Origin of the sequence: Streptomyces sp. NPDC048523 (genome assembly GCF_043199815.1) — a bacterium.
Taxonomy (GTDB): domain Bacteria; phylum Actinomycetota; class Actinomycetes; order Streptomycetales; family Streptomycetaceae; genus Streptomyces.
On sequence record NZ_JBICWQ010000004.1, the window covers coordinates 769,448 to 786,135 of the forward strand.

Annotated in this window: 12 protein-coding genes; 5 read left to right on the forward strand and 7 right to left on the reverse strand. The window is 71.6% G+C overall.

Annotated features, from left to right (window positions below; genetic code table 11):
* Window positions 1-28: 28 nt before the first annotated feature.
* The 4 genes from ACGFWE_RS24325 to ACGFWE_RS24340 are packed head-to-tail and all read left to right on the forward strand — an operon-like array spanning window position 29 to window position 6,620.
* Window positions 29-1,207 (forward strand): ROK family protein, encoded by a 1,179-nt coding sequence (locus ACGFWE_RS24325; protein WP_393601671.1) that lies wholly within the window; start codon window positions 29-31, stop codon window positions 1,205-1,207.
* Window positions 1,208-1,247: 40 nt separating this feature from the next.
* Complete coding sequence (locus ACGFWE_RS24330) at window positions 1,248-3,026, forward strand: alpha-galactosidase D (RefSeq protein ID WP_393601673.1); 1,779 nt, start codon at window positions 1,248-1,250, stop codon at window positions 3,024-3,026.
* 49 nt (window positions 3,027-3,075) lie between these two features.
* A complete protein-coding gene (locus tag ACGFWE_RS24335) occupies window positions 3,076-5,418 on the forward strand; it encodes a glycoside hydrolase N-terminal domain-containing protein (protein WP_393601675.1) in 2,343 nt (780 codons plus the stop codon).
* A complete protein-coding gene (locus tag ACGFWE_RS24340) occupies window positions 5,415-6,620 on the forward strand; it encodes an SGNH/GDSL hydrolase family protein (RefSeq protein ID WP_393601677.1) in 1,206 nt (401 codons plus the stop codon). Before ACGFWE_RS24335 ends, ACGFWE_RS24340 begins: the two co-directional genes overlap by 4 nt.
* A gap of 7 nt (window positions 6,621-6,627) precedes the next feature.
* Here ACGFWE_RS24340 and ACGFWE_RS24345 read toward each other — a convergent pair whose 3' ends face one another.
* The 5 genes from ACGFWE_RS24345 to ACGFWE_RS24365 all read right to left on the reverse strand — a co-directional run bounded on the left by ACGFWE_RS24345 (window position 6,628) and on the right by ACGFWE_RS24365 (window position 13,656).
* On the reverse strand, window positions 6,628-9,573 hold the full coding sequence (locus ACGFWE_RS24345) for a helix-turn-helix transcriptional regulator (RefSeq protein ID WP_393601679.1): 2,946 nt from the start codon (window positions 9,571-9,573) through the stop codon (window positions 6,628-6,630).
* Window positions 9,574-9,702: 129 nt separating this feature from the next.
* Entirely contained in the window at window positions 9,703-10,056 is a 354-nt protein-coding gene (locus ACGFWE_RS24350; protein WP_352385902.1) for a UBP-type zinc finger domain-containing protein, read from the reverse strand.
* The gene (locus ACGFWE_RS24355) at window positions 10,053-11,510 is read right to left on the reverse strand and encodes an ATP-binding protein (RefSeq protein WP_393601681.1); all 1,458 of its coding nucleotides are present in this window, start codon (window positions 11,508-11,510) and stop codon (window positions 10,053-10,055) included. The genes ACGFWE_RS24350 and ACGFWE_RS24355 overlap by 4 nt, the downstream gene beginning before the upstream one ends.
* Window positions 11,507-13,183: an FAD-dependent oxidoreductase gene (locus tag ACGFWE_RS24360; RefSeq protein WP_393601683.1), complete on the reverse strand. Its 1,677-nt coding sequence runs from the start codon at window positions 13,181-13,183 to the stop codon at window positions 11,507-11,509. The genes ACGFWE_RS24355 and ACGFWE_RS24360 overlap by 4 nt, the downstream gene beginning before the upstream one ends.
* Before the next feature lie 119 nt (window positions 13,184-13,302).
* Window positions 13,303-13,656, reverse strand: a complete 354-nt coding sequence (locus ACGFWE_RS24365) for a VOC family protein (protein WP_352385896.1) — start codon at window positions 13,654-13,656, stop codon at window positions 13,303-13,305.
* Window positions 13,657-13,715: 59 nt separating this feature from the next.
* On the opposite strand from ACGFWE_RS24365, the gene ACGFWE_RS24370 reads away from it, so the two are divergent.
* Window positions 13,716-14,588: a universal stress protein gene (locus tag ACGFWE_RS24370; protein ID WP_352385894.1), complete on the forward strand. Its 873-nt coding sequence runs from the start codon at window positions 13,716-13,718 to the stop codon at window positions 14,586-14,588.
* Window positions 14,589-14,590: 2 nt separating this feature from the next.
* Here ACGFWE_RS24370 and ACGFWE_RS24375 read toward each other — a convergent pair whose 3' ends face one another.
* Both ACGFWE_RS24375 and ACGFWE_RS24380 read right to left on the reverse strand, forming a co-directional pair.
* Window positions 14,591-15,832 carry a DUF4032 domain-containing protein gene (locus ACGFWE_RS24375; RefSeq protein ID WP_352385892.1) on the reverse strand — a complete coding sequence of 414 codons (1,242 nt, stop codon included), beginning with the start codon at window positions 15,830-15,832 and terminating at the stop codon, window positions 14,591-14,593.
* Window positions 15,833-15,872: 40 nt separating this feature from the next.
* A complete protein-coding gene (locus ACGFWE_RS24380) occupies window positions 15,873-16,619 on the reverse strand; it encodes an MBL fold metallo-hydrolase (protein WP_393601686.1) in 747 nt (248 codons plus the stop codon).
* Window positions 16,620-16,688 lie beyond the last annotated feature (69 nt).

Sequence of the window (16,688 nt, forward strand, 5' to 3'; positions counted from 1 at the left end):
GGAAAAGAATCCCCCTAGGTTCCCGGTCATGCGCCCCGCCACCCGCGCCGAGACGTTCCCCGCCAACACCCCTGCCGCCTCACAGGTGTTCACGACCGTCCTGTCCCACGGTCCGCTCACCCGTCTGGAGGTGGCCCGGCGTGTCGGACTGTCACCGGCCGCCGTCACCAAGGCGGTCCGCCCCCTCATCGAGGCCGGGTATCTGGTGGAGGGCGCGGACGAGGAGGCCCGGCCCGCTCTCGGCCGACCCGCGAACCTCGTCCGGGTCGACGGCGGACGGGCCCTCTTCATCGGCGTCAAGGTCACCGGCGACGAGATCATCGGCGTTGTCACCGACCTGTGCTGCCGTATCCGAGTCGCCCGGCACGTGCCCCTGCCCGACCGCGACCCGAGGACGGTGCTCGCGAGCATCGCGGAGCTCACCCAGAAGCTCCTGGCCGAGACGGACGGTGCGACCACCCCCGTCCTGGGCCTCGGCATAGCCGTCTCCGGCGACGTCGACAGGGCCGAGGGCACCGTCCGCTACTCACCGTTCCTGGAGTGGCGCGAGGTCCCGCTCGCCGAACTCGCCGCCATGACCACGGGGTTGCCGGTCACCGTCGACAACGACGTACGCGCCCTGACGGTCGCCGAGCAGTGGTTCGGCGCCGGGGCGGGCCTGTCCGACTTCGCCGTGGTCACCGTGGGCGCCGGCATCGGCTGCGGCCTGGTGGTGCACGGGCGGGTGGTCGCCGGGGCGCACGGGGTGGCCGGGGAGATCGGTCATGTGACCGTCGATCCGTCCGGTCCGCTCTGCCACTGCGGCAACCGCGGCTGCGTCGAGGCGATCGCGGGAGAGGCCGCGATCGTCCGGCAGGTCCGCGAGGCCACCGGAGCCGAACTCCCCGACGCCCGAGCGGCCCTCGCCCTGGCCCGCGAGGGAGTCACCGGGGCCCGGGACGTGTACGCGCGTGCCGGCGAGGCGATCGGCCGGGGCATCGCCACCGTCGCCAACCTCCTCGGCCCCGAACGCGTGATCATCTCCGGCGAGGGACTCGCCGCCTACGACCTGTTCGCCGAGCAGATCCGCGACGCCTTCGTCGCGGCCGCCTTCGGCTCCGCCGCCCGCTGCGACGTCCGCACCCACCCACTGCCCTTCGAGGAGTGGGCGCGCGGCGCCGCCGCCACCGCCATCCAGTCGTTCATCAGCCCGGACCCGAGCCGATAGCAACCCGCACCCCACCCGCACCCCATTGGAGGTACGACCCATGCGGTCATCCTCGTACTTCGCCATGCCCGCCAGAGCCCTGCTGGTGCTCGCGCTCACCGCGGTCGCCGTCCCCACCGGGCACGCCGCCGACACCCCGGCGCCCGCCCACGCCGCCAAGCCTTACATGGGCTGGTCCAGCTGGAGCATGCAGTCCTCCAAATACCCCGGCCTCAACCCCGACGGCGACTACAGCTACCTCACCGAGGCCAACGTCCTGAAGCAGACCGACGCCCTGGCCGCCAAGCTGAAGAAGTACGGCTACGAATACGTCAACATCGACGCCGGCTGGTGGATGGACAAGACCTGGAAGTCCGGGTTCGACCAGTACGGCCGCCAGAAGCCCGACCCGGTCCGCTTCCCGCACGGCATGAAGGCCGTCACCGACCGCATCCACGCCAAGGGCCTCAAGGCCGGCATCTATCTCCCGGCCGGCCTGGAGAAGGGGGCCTACGGCGATGGGAAGACACCGGTCTGGAACGCCGAGGGCTGCACCACCTCCGACATCGTCTACGACGACCTGCGCACCACCAACGGCTGGGACAGCTCCTACAAACTCGACTTCTCCAAGCCGTGCACGAGCAAGTACATCGACTCCCAGGCCCAGTTGATCGCCGGCTGGGGCTACGACTTCCTCAAGCTCGACGGCGTCGGCCCCGGCTCCGGGAAGAGCGGTGACCAGTACGACAACGTTGCCGACGTGGCCGCCTGGCACCGGGCGATAGCCGGCACCGGCCGTCCGATCCACTTCGAACTCTCCTGGTCCCTCGACATCGGACACGCCGCCGACTGGAAGAAGTACTCGCAGGGCTGGCGCATCGACACCGACGTGGAGTGCTACTGCAACACCCTGGTCAGCTGGGAGAACTCGGTCGACGACCGCTGGGACGACACCCCCGCCTGGACCCGGCACGCCGGACCCGGCGGCTGGAACGACCTCGACTCCCTCGATGTCGGCAACGGACAGATGGACGGCCTCACCAAGGCCGAACGGCAGAGCTACGCCACCCTGTGGGCCATCGCCAAGTCCCCCCTCTACACCGGCGACGACCTCACCCGCCTCGACTCCTACGGCCTGTCCCTGCTGACCAACCGCGAGGTCATCGCGATCGACCAGGGCCCCAACCCGCCCGCCCAGCCGGTCACTCCCTCCGACCCGCAGCAGGTCTGGGCGGCCAAGAACACCGACGGCACCTACACCGTCGCCTTGTTCAACCTCGCCGACGCCCCCGCCGCCGTCACCGCCGACTGGACCACCCTCGGCTTCACCGGCAAGGCGTCCGTCCGTGACCTGTGGAACCACGAGAACCTCGGCACCTACACGAACAAGGTCACCCAGGCCCTGCCCGCCCACGGCTCGCGCCTGTTCACGGTCACCCCGCGCGGCACCGCGGTCGCCCTCACGGGACTTGAGGCCGAGTCCGCCGCGAACACCCTCAAGGGCAACGCCTCCGTGGCCGACTGCTCCGCCTGCTCGAACGGGAAGAAGGTCGGCAACCTGTACCTCGGCGGCGCCCTGACCTTCAACGACGTCGTCGTCGCCAAGGCCGGCACCTACCAGATCAAGGTCTCCTACATCAGCGGTGACGCCCGCTCGGTGGACATCTCGGCGAACGGCGGCGGCGCCACCCGCCACAAGCTCCCCGCCACCGGCGACTGGGGCACCGTGTCGAGCGTGTACGTGCCCGTGACACTCAAGGCCGGCGCCAACACGATCACCTTCGACAGCGGCACCGGCTACGCGCCGGACATCGACCGGATCGACGTACCGAAGTCCTGATCAAGCGGACCGACATACCGAAGTCCCGACCGAGCCTCCAGGAGCCGCCATGACCCCCGCCCCCTCCAGACGCGGTGTCCTCGCGCTGACCGCCGCGCTCGCCGCCCTGCCCACGTTCACGGCGACCGCGGCACCGCAGCGACCCGCCGACTCACCCGCCCTCGACACCGACCCGCGCCACCGGCTCTGGTGGCAGGCCCCCGCCGACGAGCACTCGATGATCGAACAGGGCCTGCCCGTCGGCAACGGCCGCCTCGGTGCCCTCGTGAGCAACGACCCCGGCCGCGAACTCCTCCTCGTCACCGACGCCACGATGTGGACCGGCGGCCCGAACGACACCCTCGACGGCGACGGCCAGTTCCCCTACGGCCGCCAGGACTTCGGCTCCTTCACCCTGCTGGCCCGGCTCACCGTGGACATCCCCGACCACGACCTGTCCGCCGTCTCCGGCTACCGCCGCACCCTCGACCTCGCACGGGGCGTGAACGAGACCTCGTACGTCCGCTCCGGCGTCACCTACCGGCGTCAGATCTTCGCCAGCCACCCCGACGACGTCATCGTGCTGCACTTCACCCAGAGCGGAGGAGGCCGCTACACCGGCACGATCACGCTGGAGGGAACCCATGGCGAGGAGTCCGCGGTCTCCTTCGGGGCCGCCCTTCCCAACGGCCTGAGATACGGGGCCGCGATCGCGGCGTACGGCTCCGGCGGGCGCGTCACCGTCGAGGGCCCGCACATCGGCTTCACCGGGTGCGGGGAACTCACCGTCGTCCTGAGCGGGGGCACCAACTACACGCCCGACGCCGCCGCCCACTACCGAGACCCCTCCCTCGACCCGCACAAGCTCGCCCGCACCAAGGTCCGCACGGCCGCCCGCCACTCGGCGACCACCCTGCTCCGCACCCACACCGCCGACCACCACGCCCTGTTCGGGCAGTTGGACGTCTCGCTCGGCACCTCCTCCGCCGAGCAGCGCTCCCTCGACACCTGGGAGCGCCTGCGCGCCCGCGCCCGGGACGGGGCTCCCGACCCCGAACTGGAGGCCCAGTACCTCCAGTTCGGCCGCTACCTGATGATCGCGGCCTCCCGCGGCAGCCTCCCGCTGGGCCTCCAGGGACTGTGGCTCGACGGCAACGACCCGGACTGGATGGGCGACTACCACACCGACATCAACATCCAGATGAACTACTGGGCGGCCGACCGGGCCGGTCTGCCCCAGTGCTTCGACGCGTTCACGGACTACTGCGTCGCCCAGCTGCCGTCCTGGACCGACCTCACCCGCAGACTGTTCAACGACCCCCGCAACCGCTACCGCAACTCCACCGGGAAGAACGCCGGCTGGACGGTGGCCATCTCCACCAACCCCTTCGGCGGGGGCGGCTGGTGGTGGCACCCGGCGGGCAACGCCTGGCTGTGCAACTCCCTCTGGGAGCATTACGAGTTCACCGCCTCGCGGGCCCATCTGGAGAAGATCTACCCCCTCCTGAGGGGCGCCTGCGAGTTCTGGGAGGCACGGCTGCTGACCATGACCCTCCCGGGCACCTCACGGGAGGTCCTGGTCGCCGACAGCGACTGGTCGCCCGAACACGGCCCCCTCGACGCCAAGGGCATCACCTACGCCCAGGAACTCGTGTGGGCCCTGTTCGGCAACTACTGCACGGCCGCGGCCCAGTTGAAGAAGGACACGGAGTTCGCCGCCACGATCGCCGGCCTGCGCAAACGCCTCTACCTCCCGCAGGTCAGCCCCACCACGGGATGGCTGGAGGAGTGGATGTCCCCCGACAACCTCGGCGAGACCACCCACCGCCACCTGTCCCCGCTCGTCGGGCTCTTCCCCGGCGACCGCATCCGCCCAGACGGCTCCACCCCGGCCGACATCGTCGAGGGCGCCACCGCTCTGCTCACCGCACGCGGTATGGAGAGCTTCGGCTGGGCCAACGCCTGGCGCGCCCTGTGCTGGGCCCGCCTGAAGAACGCCGACAACGCCTACCGGCTCGTCGTCAACAACCTCCGCCCCTCCGACGGGGGCAGCAACGGCACCGCCTTCAACCTCTTCGACATCTATCAGGTGGAACAGGGCCGCGGAATCTTTCAGATCGACGCGAATCTGGGTACCCCTGCGGCAATGATCGAGATGCTGCTCTACTCCCGCCCCGGCCACCTGGAACTCCTGCCCGCCCTGCCCGAGGCCTGGGCCGCCTCCGGCTCCCTCAGCGGAGCGCACGCCCGCGGCGGCTTCGTCGTCGACCTGCGCTGGCGGGACGGTAAACCGACCGAAACACGGATCCGCAGCACCGGCGGCCGCACCACGACGGTCGCCCACGCGGGAAGCGTCCGCACGGTGACACTCAAGCCGGGAGCCACGGTCACCCTGAAGGGCTTCGACCGATGAGGTGCCGGACGGCCCGTGGGGCCCGGTTCGTCGCCGTCACGGTCGCGGCCGCGGCCCTCCAGTCCACGCCCGCACCGGCCGCCGTCGGCCCGCCCGACGGGGTGATCACCTGGGGTGCGAGCGCCTACGCCATCGGCGACTCGGCCGCCGACCGCGGCTACCGCATGGTCGTCCACACCAGCGTCGGCGGCCGGGACCCCCGCATCCGGCTCTCCAACGCGTTCGGCCACCAGCCGGTCACCTTCGACAGCGTCTACGCCGGCCTCCAGCTGAAGGACGCCACGCTGGTGCGCGGCACCAACCGGCGGCTCACCTTCGACGGCTCGTCCTCCGTCACCGTGGAGCCCGGCGCCACGGTCTACAGCGACCCGCTGCCCGGCACACTGGCCGCCGGCTCGAACCTCGTCGTCAGCCTCCACACCCCGGATGCGGCGGGCCCGGTCACCGGCCACTCGATGGCCCTGCAGACGTCGTACGCCACCCGGGGCGACCACACCGCCGAGGAGAGCGGCGCCCACTGGACCGAGCGCATCGGGTCGTGGTTCTACCTCGACGCGGTCTCCGTGCGCACGCCCGCCGACACCGGTGCCGTGGTCGCGCTCGGCGACTCCATCACCGACGGCTGGCAGTCCACGTCCGACCTGAACCGCCGCTGGCCCGACTACCTCGCCCGCCGGCTGCAGAAAGCGCACAGCACGGTCAAGGGTGTGGCCGACGAAGGGATCTCCGGCAACAAGGTGCTGGCCGACGGGGCCGGACCGAGCGCCCTGAACCGGCTGGACCGGGACGTGCTCTCCCAGCCGGGCGTGCGGACCGTGTTCCTCTTCGAAGGCGTCAACGACCTCAAGGCCCACAGCGGCGTCACCGCGCCGGATCTGATCGCCGGGTACCGCGAGATCGTCGACCGGGCCCACGACGCCGGCACATGCGTGGTCGTCTCCACCATCGCCCCCTTCAAGGGCTGGCCGGAATGGGACCCGGCCGCCGAGGCCGTACGACAGGACGTCAACGACTTCATCAGGAGCCACCGCGACGAGTTCGACGCGGTCACCGACTTCGACCGCATCCTGCGCAGCCCCTACGACCACGAGCGGATGCTCCCCGTCTTCGACGGCGGGGACCACATCCACCCCAACGACAAGGGGATGCAGGCCATGGCGGACTCCGTCGACCTGAACAGCCTGGGCTGCGCACGCCACTGAGCGGCCGTCAGTCGTGGACCGTCGTCTCCGGGACGATCAGCCCCTCGCGGTAGGCGACGGCCACGGCCTCGGTGCGGCTCGCCGCGCCCAGCTTGGCCAGGATGTTGGACACGTGCACACTGGCCGTCTTGCCGGTGATGAACAGCTCCTCGCCGATCTGGCGGTTGCTCCGCCCCCGGGCGAGCAGCCGCAGCACGTCCTGCTCGCGGGCCGTGAGCGGCGACGCGGTGGGCGGGGCCTCCGTCAGCCTGCCGCGCCGCATCAACTCGTCCACCTGCTGCAGCAGGACCGTGGCACCGAGCCGGGCGAACACCTCACGAGCCGCACGGGCCTCGGCCGCGGCCTCCTCACGCCGGTCGGCGGCGAGCAGCGCCTCGGCGTACCGCAGCCGGCAGCGCGCCGGTTCGTACACGTCACCGAAGCCGAACGCGGCGACCGCCTTAGCCCAGGCCTCTGCATCCGGTCCCGAAGCGGCCCGTGTCCACTCCGCCTCGGCCCGCGCCAGCCAGGCCTGTCCCTCCGGGCCCTGCGGTATCCCGCGCTCGCCGTGCGCGGCGGTGGTCCTGGCCAGTTCGACCAGCTCGGTCGCGGTCTCCGCCCAGCGATGCGCCCCGGCCGGGTCCCCTTTGCGGCGCAGATCGTCGGCCCGGTCGGCGACCGCGGACAGGGCGAGGGTGGCCAGCCGGACAGTGACGTGCGGGAGCGCGCCCGTGTCGTCGGTCAGCGCCGCGACGGTGGACCGCATCCGCTCCACGGCGTCCTCCGCATCGCCCCGCAGCGCCGCCGCGTCGGTCAGCGCGATGCCCGCGACGAGTGTGGCCATCCAGTCGAACGGCCCCTCCAGCAGCGCCCGGGCGCGGTCGGCGGCCCTGCGGTCGCCGCGTGCCAGTCCGACGTACAGTGCGGGCGCCATCGTGTACCCACCGGCCGCGGGCAGCACCTCGGCATCGGCGTGCGCCGCGCGGACACAGTCGTCCCAGCGGCCCAGCGTGTACAGCACCAGCAGGTGCAGATAGCGCATCTCCATCGGATACGGCGACGACAGCAGCCCGGCGCGACGGGCGCGGTCCAGGCCCTCTGTGAGCCAGGGCAGACACTCGTCGAGGTGCCCGGACTCGAAGCAGCCGACGGCGAGATTGAACAGCGCGCGCATCTCCACGGGCGTGCTGCCCGCACTCCGGGCCAGTTCGCGGGCCTGCCGCAACCGCTCCCGCCCCGCCTTGGTGCGGCGGCCGCCGCCTTCCAGGACGGCCAGGGAGATCAGCAGATCCGCCTGGGCGTCCGGCACGCCCAACTGCTCGGAGATGCCGAGGGCCTGCCGGGCGACCCGCAGCGCGACCTCGTTCTCCCCGACGTGCCGGGCCGCCATCACATGGGTGGCCGCGGCCCACACCCAGGTACGGGACGGGGGATCGGCGGGGATCATGGCGAGCGCCTCGCTGCTGTAGGCGAAGGCCGCGGTGAGGTTGTCGACGCTCATCAGGTTCCCGGCGAGGGTGTAGCGCACCCGGGCGGCGAGTTCGGAGTCCGCCTCCTGGCCGACACCGGCGAGCGCGGCGCGGGTGAGGGAGACCGCCCGGTGCAGTTCGCCGGCGTGCGCGGCCGCCGCCGAGGCCCGCAGCATCAGCCGTACCCGGTCGACCCCCTCGGCAGCGGGCCGCGCGGACGGCTCCACCGCGGACCACAGGTCGAGGGCCGCTTCCAGATGCCGTAGCTCCTCGGCGGGCGCTCCCACCCGCTGGGCGTGGTCCGCGGCTTCCAGGGAGGCGGCGAGCGCGGGGGCGAGGTCATGGCTCTCGCGGTAGTGATGGGCCCGCTCCGCCGCGCTCTCGGCCCGGCGCCCGCGCCCGTCGAGCAGCCGGGCGAACGCCCCGTGCAGCCGCGCCCGCTCACCCGGCAGCAGATCGCCGTACACCGCCTCACGGGCGAGGGCGTGCCGGAACGCGTACGTGTCCTGCTCGCCGGACACCAGCAGCTGGCGCCCGATGGCCTCGCGCAGGGCCGCTTCCAGCTCCTCCTCGGGCAGTCGTACGGCATCCCGCAGCAGGTCGTGCTCGACGCGCCGCCCGGCCACTGCGGCGGTGCGCAGCACCTGCTGAGCGGTGTCGGACAGCTGCTCGAACCGGATCAGCAGCACATCGGCGAGCCCACTGGGCACTCCGCCCTCGCCACTCCCCGTGGCGGCGAGCAGCTCCTCGGCGTAGAAGGCGTTGCCCTCGGCCCGCTCGACGATCCGCCGCACGGTGGTGTCCGGCAGCGGCCGCTCGCGCAGGGCCCGCACCAGCCGGGCCACCTCCCCGTCGGCCATCGGCCGCAACTCCAGCCGCTCGACGGCGGGCAGCCGCACGAGTTCGGCGAGCAGTGGCCGCAGCGGATGACGCCGGTGCAGATCGTCCGCCCGGTACGAAGCGAGAACGGCCAGCCGATGCGTGGGCGCCCCACCTGCCGACCGCTGGAGGATGCCCCGGCTGAGCAGGAACCGCAGCAGATCCCGGGACGACTGATCGGCCCAGTGCAGATCCTCCAGCACCAGCAGCAGGGGAGCGACGTCCGAGAGATCGGCCAGCAGCCCGGCGATCCCCTCGAACAGCCGAAGCCGCCCACCGGAGTCCCCGGCAGAGCCGCCGCCCAACAGCCGCTCCACCACGGGGTAGCCGGCCAGAACACCGGCGAACCGCTCGTCCTGCGCGAGCGCTCCCAGGACCTCGGTGAACGGCAGATACGGCAACCCGACATCACCGAGATCGACACAGTGCCCGGTGAGCACGGTCATCCCGGCCGCCGCGGCCCGCCCCGTGACCTCGTCCAGCAACCGTGTCTTGCCGACCCCGGCGTCCCCGGCGACGAGCACCGCCCGAGCTTCCCCGCCGCGGGCACGCTCCAGCACGGCGGAAAGCCGGTCGAGCTCGTCTTCCCGCCCGATGAGTGGAGTACTGATGGAGATCTGCGACACGCATACATCCTGGCACGCGACACTGACAGCGCATTTGATCCGAGGGCGCGGTGACGACCAAGGGGCGCGGGGAACTGCGCGACCAGCCACCATCAACCCGCAGCCGCCATCAGACAGGTAGCCCCGAGCTCACCTGCGCAATGTCCGAGCCCAATCCGCCGGCACCCGCCCCGCAGGGCCCGGCGCCGGCTGCGATTCCGGATGACTCACCGGCCCCGCCAATTCCGGCCCCGCCTCGAACATCTCGTTCGTCTCGAAGTTCCAGAACCACTCCTCACCCGGCTCGAAACTCCGCACCAGAGGATGCCCCGAGTCCCGGAAGTGCCCCGTCGCGTGCTGCCCGGGCGAGGAGTCACAGCACCCCACGTGCCCGCACTGCGCACACCGCCGCAGATGGAACCACCAGCCACCCGACGCATCGCACTCCACGCACCCGTCCCCGCTGGGCGGCACGCTCGGGTCGATGCCCTTGACGTCGGTCATTCCGGCTCCTCGGTCGTGTCGTTGTCCACGGCGGTCAGGGGAAGCAGCACCTGGAAGCGGGTGTCGCCCGGCGACGACTCCACCTGCAGCGTCCCGTGGTGCTTGTTGACCACGATCCGCCAGGAGATGTCGAGCCCGAGCCCCGTCCCCTCACCCACCGGCTTGGTGGTGAAGAAGGGATCGAAGATCCGCCCGCGGATGTCCGGCGGCACCCCGGGCCCGGTGTCCCGGAACTCCACCAGCAGCCGGTCGTGTTCGAGCGCGGTCCGGACGGTCAACGTCCCTTCCCCGCCGGCGCTGTTGATGGCCTGCACCGCGTTGTCGATCAGGTTGGTCCATACCTGGTTGAGCTCGGCCGGGTAGGCCGGGATCCGCGGCAGTGTCCGGTCGTAGTCCTTGACGACCTTGATCTGCTGCCCGATCTTCCCGGACAGCATCAGCAGCGTGCTGTCGAGGAGTTCGTGCACGTCGGCCACCTGGAAGGGCGCCCGGTCCAGCTGGGAGTACTGCTTGGCCGCGTCGACGAGATGGGAGATCCGGTTCGTGGAGTCGTTGATCTCGTCCATCAACAGCTCGGTCTCGACGGTGTAGTTGAGCCAGCCGATCGCGTTCGGCAGGATCTCCTCGTCCACGGCCGCCGCGATCTGGTCCAGCCAGTCGGCGTCGAGGCCGGCCTGCACGAAGGTGGGCGCGATCCGCCAGCCCTCCTGGATGCCGTGGTCGTCGAGCCAGTCGCTGAGCGCGTCCTCCCGGTCGGAGGCCTCCAGCGGGCTCAACGTCGGCGCCTTGGCGACCCGTTCGGCCGTGCGCTCCTGGATGTCGATGAGGTTCGCCATCACCTCGGGGCTGTAGGAGCCCTGCGCGATGACGGCGAGCTTGTGCCGCATCTTGCCGACCCGCTCGCGCAGCGTCGCCGTGGCCCGTACGGCGGCCGCGGCCGGGTTGTTGAGCTCGTGCGTGAGACCGGCGGACAACGAGCCGAGCGCCAGCAGCCGTTCACGTTGTCCGATGGCCCGCTGGGTGTTCTTCGAACCGAAGAACAGCCCCTCCAGCAGATGGACCGCCATCGGGAACCACTCCTGCATGAAGGCCGAGAACGTCTCCGCGGGCAGCACGAAGAACCGCGAGGGCTCGGTGACCCGCATGGAGCCGTTGTAGGTCTGCTGCACCCGGTCACCGAGGTACGCCTGCATGGATCCCGCGTACACCCCGCTCTGGGAGGTGCGGTTGATCTCCACGTCGTCGCCGCCGACCCGGCGCGAGAGCACGACCGTGCCCTCGATCATCACGTAGAAGCAGGTGGCGGGCTCACCCTCGGTGTACACCGGACCCGGCTCGAACTTCTCGACCCGCCCCGCGGCGCACAACTGCCCCAATTGCTCGGGGGAGAGCTTCTCGAACAGGAACAGCGACCCGATCTCCCCGGGGCTGCACGGCATCAGCTGCCCGCTCATGACTGCTCCAGGTACCGGTGGACGAGCATCACGGCCATGGCTCCCTCTCCGACGGCGGACGCGACCCGCTTCGCGGACTCGGCGCGCGCGTCGCCCGCGACGAACACGCCCGGAATGTTGGTCTCCAGGTGGTACGGCGGCCGGTCCAGCTCCCAGTCCGCCGGCGGCCGTCCGTCCGGGGTGAGGTCGGGCCCTGCCAGGATGAAACCGTGCTCGTCCCGCAGCACCGTGCCGTCCAGCCAACTGGTCAGCGGGGCCGCGCCGATGAACACGAACATCCATTGTGCGTCGACCAGTTCGGTCTCACCGGTCTCGGTGTCGCGCAGGGTCAGCTGCTCCAGATGGTCGGAGCCGTGCGCGGCCTCGACGACGGTACGCGCGCGGACCGAGATGTTGGGAGCCTCCTCGATCTGCTGGATCAGATAGTGCGACATCGACGCGGAGAGATCGGGGCCGCGCACCAGCAGGGTCACCGACTTGGCACCCCGGGACAGGTACATGGCCGCCTGTCCCGCGGAGTTGGCGCCGCCGACGATGTAGATGTCCTGCCCCTGGCAGGAGGCCGCCTCGGTCAGCGCCGAGCCGTAGTACACCCCGCACCCGGTCAGGTCCGTGCAGCCCGGCGCCTCCAGCTGCCGGTACGACACACCGGTCGCCAGGATCACGCTGTGCGCGGCCACCGCCGACCCGTCCGAGAACCGCACGGTGCGGGCCGCGCCGTTGACCTCCAGCCCCGCCACCTCACGGGCGGTGAGGATCTCCGCGCCGAACTTCGTCGCCTGTCGCCGGGCCCGGTCGGTGAGCTGGGCGCCCGACACACCGTCCGGGAACCCCAGGTAGTTCTCGATCCGTGAGCTCTGGCCGGCCTGCCCGCCGGTCGCCGAGCGCTCCACGAGCACGGTCCGCAGCCCCTCCGAGGCCCCGTACACCGCCGCGCCGAGCCCCGCCGGGCCGCCGCCGATGACGACGAGGTCGTAGAAGTCGGCGGTCGGCGTCGTGGCGAGACCCACGTGGGCGGCCAGGTCGGGTGCCTCGGGCTTGACCAGGGGAGTGCCGTCCGGGGTGATCACCACCGGCAGCCGCTGCCCGTCCTGCCCCGCGGCGGCCAGCAGCCGCTGCCCCTCGGGCTCGTCCGTGGAGTACCAGCGGTACGGCACCTGGTTGCGGGCCAGGAACTCCCGCACGTCCGAGGAGCGCGCCGACCAGCGGTGTCCGATCACCTTGGTGGCGGGCACGGGCCGGTAGTCGCTGCTGCGCCACGCCTCCAGGAGGTCGTCGAGGACCGGGTAGAGCTTCTCCTCGGGCGGGTCCCAGGGCTTGAGGAGGTAGTGGTCGAGGTCGACGACGTTGATCGCGTCGATCGCCGCGCTGGTGTCCGCGTACGCCGTCAGCAGCACACGGCGGGCGCCCGGATACACGTCCAGGGCCTGTTCGAGGAACTCGATGCCGTTCATCTGCGGCATGCGGTAGTCGGCCAGGATCACCGCCACGAGGTCACCGCGCAGCTTCAGTTCCCGCAGCGCCTCCAGCGCGGACTCGCCGGACTCCGCGCGCACGATCCGGTACGACTCGCCGTAGCGCCGCCGCAGATCGCGGGCGACGGCACGGGAGACCCCCGGGTCGTCGTCCACGGTCAGGATGACGGTCCGCGCCGATTCGGCGGCCTGTGCCATACGTCTCCCACCCCGAGCGGTCGGTCAGGGCACGGCGCCCCCCGTGGTCACCGGCCCGGTCCCGCCCATCGTATGTTCGATCGCCCCGCTGTGCGCAGGCGTCCCTGACCCTGCCGGTGTCAGGCTCGGCGCTGCCCCAGCACACAGAACTCGTTGCCCTCGGGGTCCACGAGAGTCACCCAGGACTGCTCGCCCTGCCCGATGTCCGTGTGCCGCGCGCCCAGGGCGAGGAGGCGGGTGACCTCGGCGTCCCGGTCGTCCGGCCGGAAGTCCAGATGCAGCCGGTTCTTGACGGTCTTCGGCTCCGGCACCGGCACGAAGAGCAGCCCCGGCAACCGGTCCTTCTCGGGGCGGATCTCGAACTCGTCGGGGGAGTCCTCGACCACCACCCAGCCCAGCGCCTCGGCCCACCAGCGCCCGAGGGCGGCGGGGTCGGCGGCATCCACGATGACTTGTTCCCATTCCAAGGTCATTTCGGCAGCGTAGTGAAGACTGGGCTCCGACGTCACCGCAATTTGAGGGAGGCCCCCGCATGACCCGCCCGATCACCGCAGGGATCGACGGAACCGAGGAGAGCCTTGCCGCGCTGGGCTGGGCCGCGCGAGAGGCCGTCCGGCGCGGCGTGGCCCTCCGGGTGGTGCACGCGTGGCGGTTCCAGCCGTACGAGGGGATCGACGCGGGGGACCGCGACACCCAGGCGGGCTGGGCGCGGGAGGCCATGGCCGAGGCTGTCCGGACCGTCACCGGGCGGCACATCGGGCTCGACGTGGACACCGACCTGGTGGAGGGCGGCAGCGTCGACGTGCTGATCGCGGCGGCCGCCGACTCCGAGTCGCTGGTCCTGGGCTCCCGCGGGCACGGTCCGGTGGTGGGCTTCCTGCTGGGCTCGGTGGGCCAGCAGGTGATCGCCGAGGCGACGCGCCCCGTGATCCTGGTGCGTGCCGGGGACCAGGCCACCGCGGAGGTCTCCGGGCGCGAGATCGTGGTGGGCCAGGAGGGGGACCCGGAGGACAGCGCCGAGGTCCTGAGGTTCGCCTTCGAGACGGCGGCGGCACGGGGAGCGGCCGTGCGTGCCGTACGGGCCTGGACGCTGCCGCCGGTGTTCGCGTACAGCCCGGGTTCGCTGAAGCTCCTCGACGAGGCCGGCGGGCTGGAGCCGTACGAGAAGAAGGCCCTGGCCTCGGCGCTCCAGCCGTGGCGGGAGCGCTTCCCGGACGTGCCGGTCGCCGAGCACGTGGAGATGGGCAGCGCGGGCGAGGTGCTGCTGTCGATGACCGCCCGGGCTCAGCTGATGGTCGTGGGCCGTCGGGCCCGTCGTACCGCCGTGGGTGCCCGGATCGGCTCGGTCGCGCACGGCGTGCTGCACCACGCGGACTGCCCGGTGGCCGTGGTGCCGCACGCCTGAGGTCAGTCGGCGGTGGCCGGAGTGGGCTGGAGCGTCTCCCGCGCCTTGGGGAGGATGTTCGTGATGTAGTCGTCCACCGCCGTGTCCAGGCCGATGTCGTGCTGGGCCCGCTCCGACAGGTACCAGCGGTGCTCGAGGAGCTCGTGGTAGATCTCGGCCGGGTCCATCGACCCGCGCATCTCCAGCGGCACGGCCCGCACCGTGGGCCGGAAGACGTCCCGCACCCAGCGGTGGGCGAGCACCTCCGGGCGGGCGCCGAGCGGATCGCCCGGAGCGTAGTCCTCCTGGGTGGCCATCCAGCTCTCCAGGTCGTTCAGCAGCCGCCGGGCCTGGTTCTCCTCGGCGTCCAGGCCCGTCAGGCGCAGGAGCTGACGCTGGTGGTGACCGGCGTCCACGACCTTCGGGACGAACGTGACCTCGTCGCCGTTCGGCGCGTGCTCGATCTGCATCTCGGCCACGTCGAAACCGAGGTCGTTGAGCCGGCGTATCCGGCGCTCGATGTAGTGGTACTTGCCCGCCGGGTAGACGGACCTGCGGGTCAGTTCCTCCCACAGGCTGCCGTAGCGCGAGCAGATCTCCATGCCGAACTCGATCGCGTCCACCGAGGGGTGCAGCGCCCCGGAGGCCTCCAGGTCGAGCAGTTCGCCGCTGATGTTCACGCGGGCGAGGTCGAGGTCGTAGTCCCGCTGCCCGGGGCTGAGCTGCGGATGCAGGTCGCCGGTCTCGGCGTCGACGAGGTAGGCGGCGTAGGCGCCCGCGTCGCGCCGGAACAGGGTGTTGGACAGGGAGCAGTCGCCCCAGGCGAACCCGGCCAGGTGCAGCCGTACCAGGAGGACGGCCAGGGCGTCCATCAGGCGGTGCATGGTGGCGGGCCGCATGGTGGTCTCGAACATCGAGCGGTACGGCATCGAGCCGCCCAGATGCCGGGTGACCAGCACCGGCTCCAGCGGGGCCTCCTCGGCGTCGGTGCGCCCGGTGACCACGGCGAGCGGGTCGACGGCGGGGATGCCGAGCCGGTCCAGGTCGCGCAGCAGCTCGTACTCGCGCAGCGCCGGGCGCTCGGCGAGCTCCTTCACGGCGATGACCTCGTCACCGGCGCGGGCGTAGCGGACCACGTGGCGGGATATGCCGCGCGGCAGCGGGACCAGGACCTCCTCCGGCCACTGCTCCAGCGGCAGGTGCCACGGCAGTTCGAGCAGGAGCGCGGGATGCTCCGGATTCGTCGCGCTGATCTGCAGTGCCATCGTGCTCTGTCCTCGCCTGGTCGGTGATCGTCACCTCACCTTAGAGCGCGCGGCCTTTGGCCTGAAGTGCCGCTTCACGGACCGGACCGCGGTGCACCGGCCCGTGCCCCGGCAGCAGCACCTCGCCCTCCAGTTCCGTGAACACGTCCAGTGACGCCACGGCACGCGCGCGCTCGTGGTGGAACATGTCCGGCAGCAGCTGGGGCCCCTTCACCCGCGAGGTGGGGTGACCGCTCACCAGGCCGTCGCCCGAGATCACCACACCGCGCTCGGGGAGGTGGAAGGCGCAGTGCCCGTCGGTGTGGCCCGGCGTGAACACGGGCACGGGGCGGCCCGGCAGATCGAGGGCGCCCGCGGCCGGGAACGGCTGCGGGGAGGCGACCGGCACATGGGCCGTGCCGCCCACCCGGATCGCGTGCACCGCCCACGGCAGCACACCGGGCCGCCAGCCGTTCTTCAGGACCGTGCCGACGGAGACCTGGTGCAGGAACTCCCGCCGCGCGTGCGGCACTTCGGCCTCGTGCAGATAGACCGGCGTGCCGTAGGCGGAGCGCAGGTACTCGGCGGACCCGAGGTGGTCGTTGTGGGCGTGCGTGATGAGCACGGCGGTCACCGCCTCCGGTGCGCTCCCCACCTCGGCGAGGGAGGCGAGCACCTGCTCCCGGTCCCCGGGGTAGCCGGTGTCCACGAGCGTCGCCGAGCTCCCCTCGGTCAGGATCACCCAGTTGGTGTTGCTGCCGTGCACCAGGTAGGTGCCGTCCGCGACTTGCTGCACGCCTGCGCTCATGATCGCCCCACCCGGTGAGTCCCTGCCCGACGGCACACAGCAAAGCAGACGCTCAGGCGATCCGGAGCG

What these genes read in the sequence shown, in the direction of transcription:
- ACGFWE_RS24375 (WP_352385892.1), bottom strand. Translation starts at nt 15,832, where the DNA reads ATGGCACTGCAGATCAGCGCGACGAATCCGGAGCATCCCGCGCTCCTG.
- ACGFWE_RS24350 (WP_352385902.1), bottom strand. Translation starts at nt 10,056, where the DNA reads ATGACCGACGTCAAGGGCATCGACCCGAGCGTGCCGCCCAGCGGGGAC.
- ACGFWE_RS24355 (WP_393601681.1), bottom strand. Translation starts at nt 11,510, where the DNA reads ATGAGCGGGCAGCTGATGCCGTGCAGCCCCGGGGAGATCGGGTCGCTG.
- ACGFWE_RS24360 (WP_393601683.1), bottom strand. Translation starts at nt 13,183, where the DNA reads ATGGCACAGGCCGCCGAATCGGCGCGGACCGTCATCCTGACCGTGGAC.
- ACGFWE_RS24335 (WP_393601675.1), top strand. Translation starts at nt 3,076, where the DNA reads ATGACCCCCGCCCCCTCCAGACGCGGTGTCCTCGCGCTGACCGCCGCG.
- ACGFWE_RS24325 (WP_393601671.1), top strand. Translation starts at nt 29, where the DNA reads ATGCGCCCCGCCACCCGCGCCGAGACGTTCCCCGCCAACACCCCTGCC.
- ACGFWE_RS24330 (WP_393601673.1), top strand. Translation starts at nt 1,248, where the DNA reads ATGCGGTCATCCTCGTACTTCGCCATGCCCGCCAGAGCCCTGCTGGTG.
- ACGFWE_RS24380 (WP_393601686.1), bottom strand. Translation starts at nt 16,619, where the DNA reads ATGAGCGCAGGCGTGCAGCAAGTCGCGGACGGCACCTACCTGGTGCAC.
- ACGFWE_RS24370 (WP_352385894.1), top strand. Translation starts at nt 13,716, where the DNA reads ATGACCCGCCCGATCACCGCAGGGATCGACGGAACCGAGGAGAGCCTT.
- ACGFWE_RS24365 (WP_352385896.1), bottom strand. Translation starts at nt 13,656, where the DNA reads ATGACCTTGGAATGGGAACAAGTCATCGTGGATGCCGCCGACCCCGCC.
- ACGFWE_RS24340 (WP_393601677.1), top strand. Translation starts at nt 5,415, where the DNA reads ATGAGGTGCCGGACGGCCCGTGGGGCCCGGTTCGTCGCCGTCACGGTC.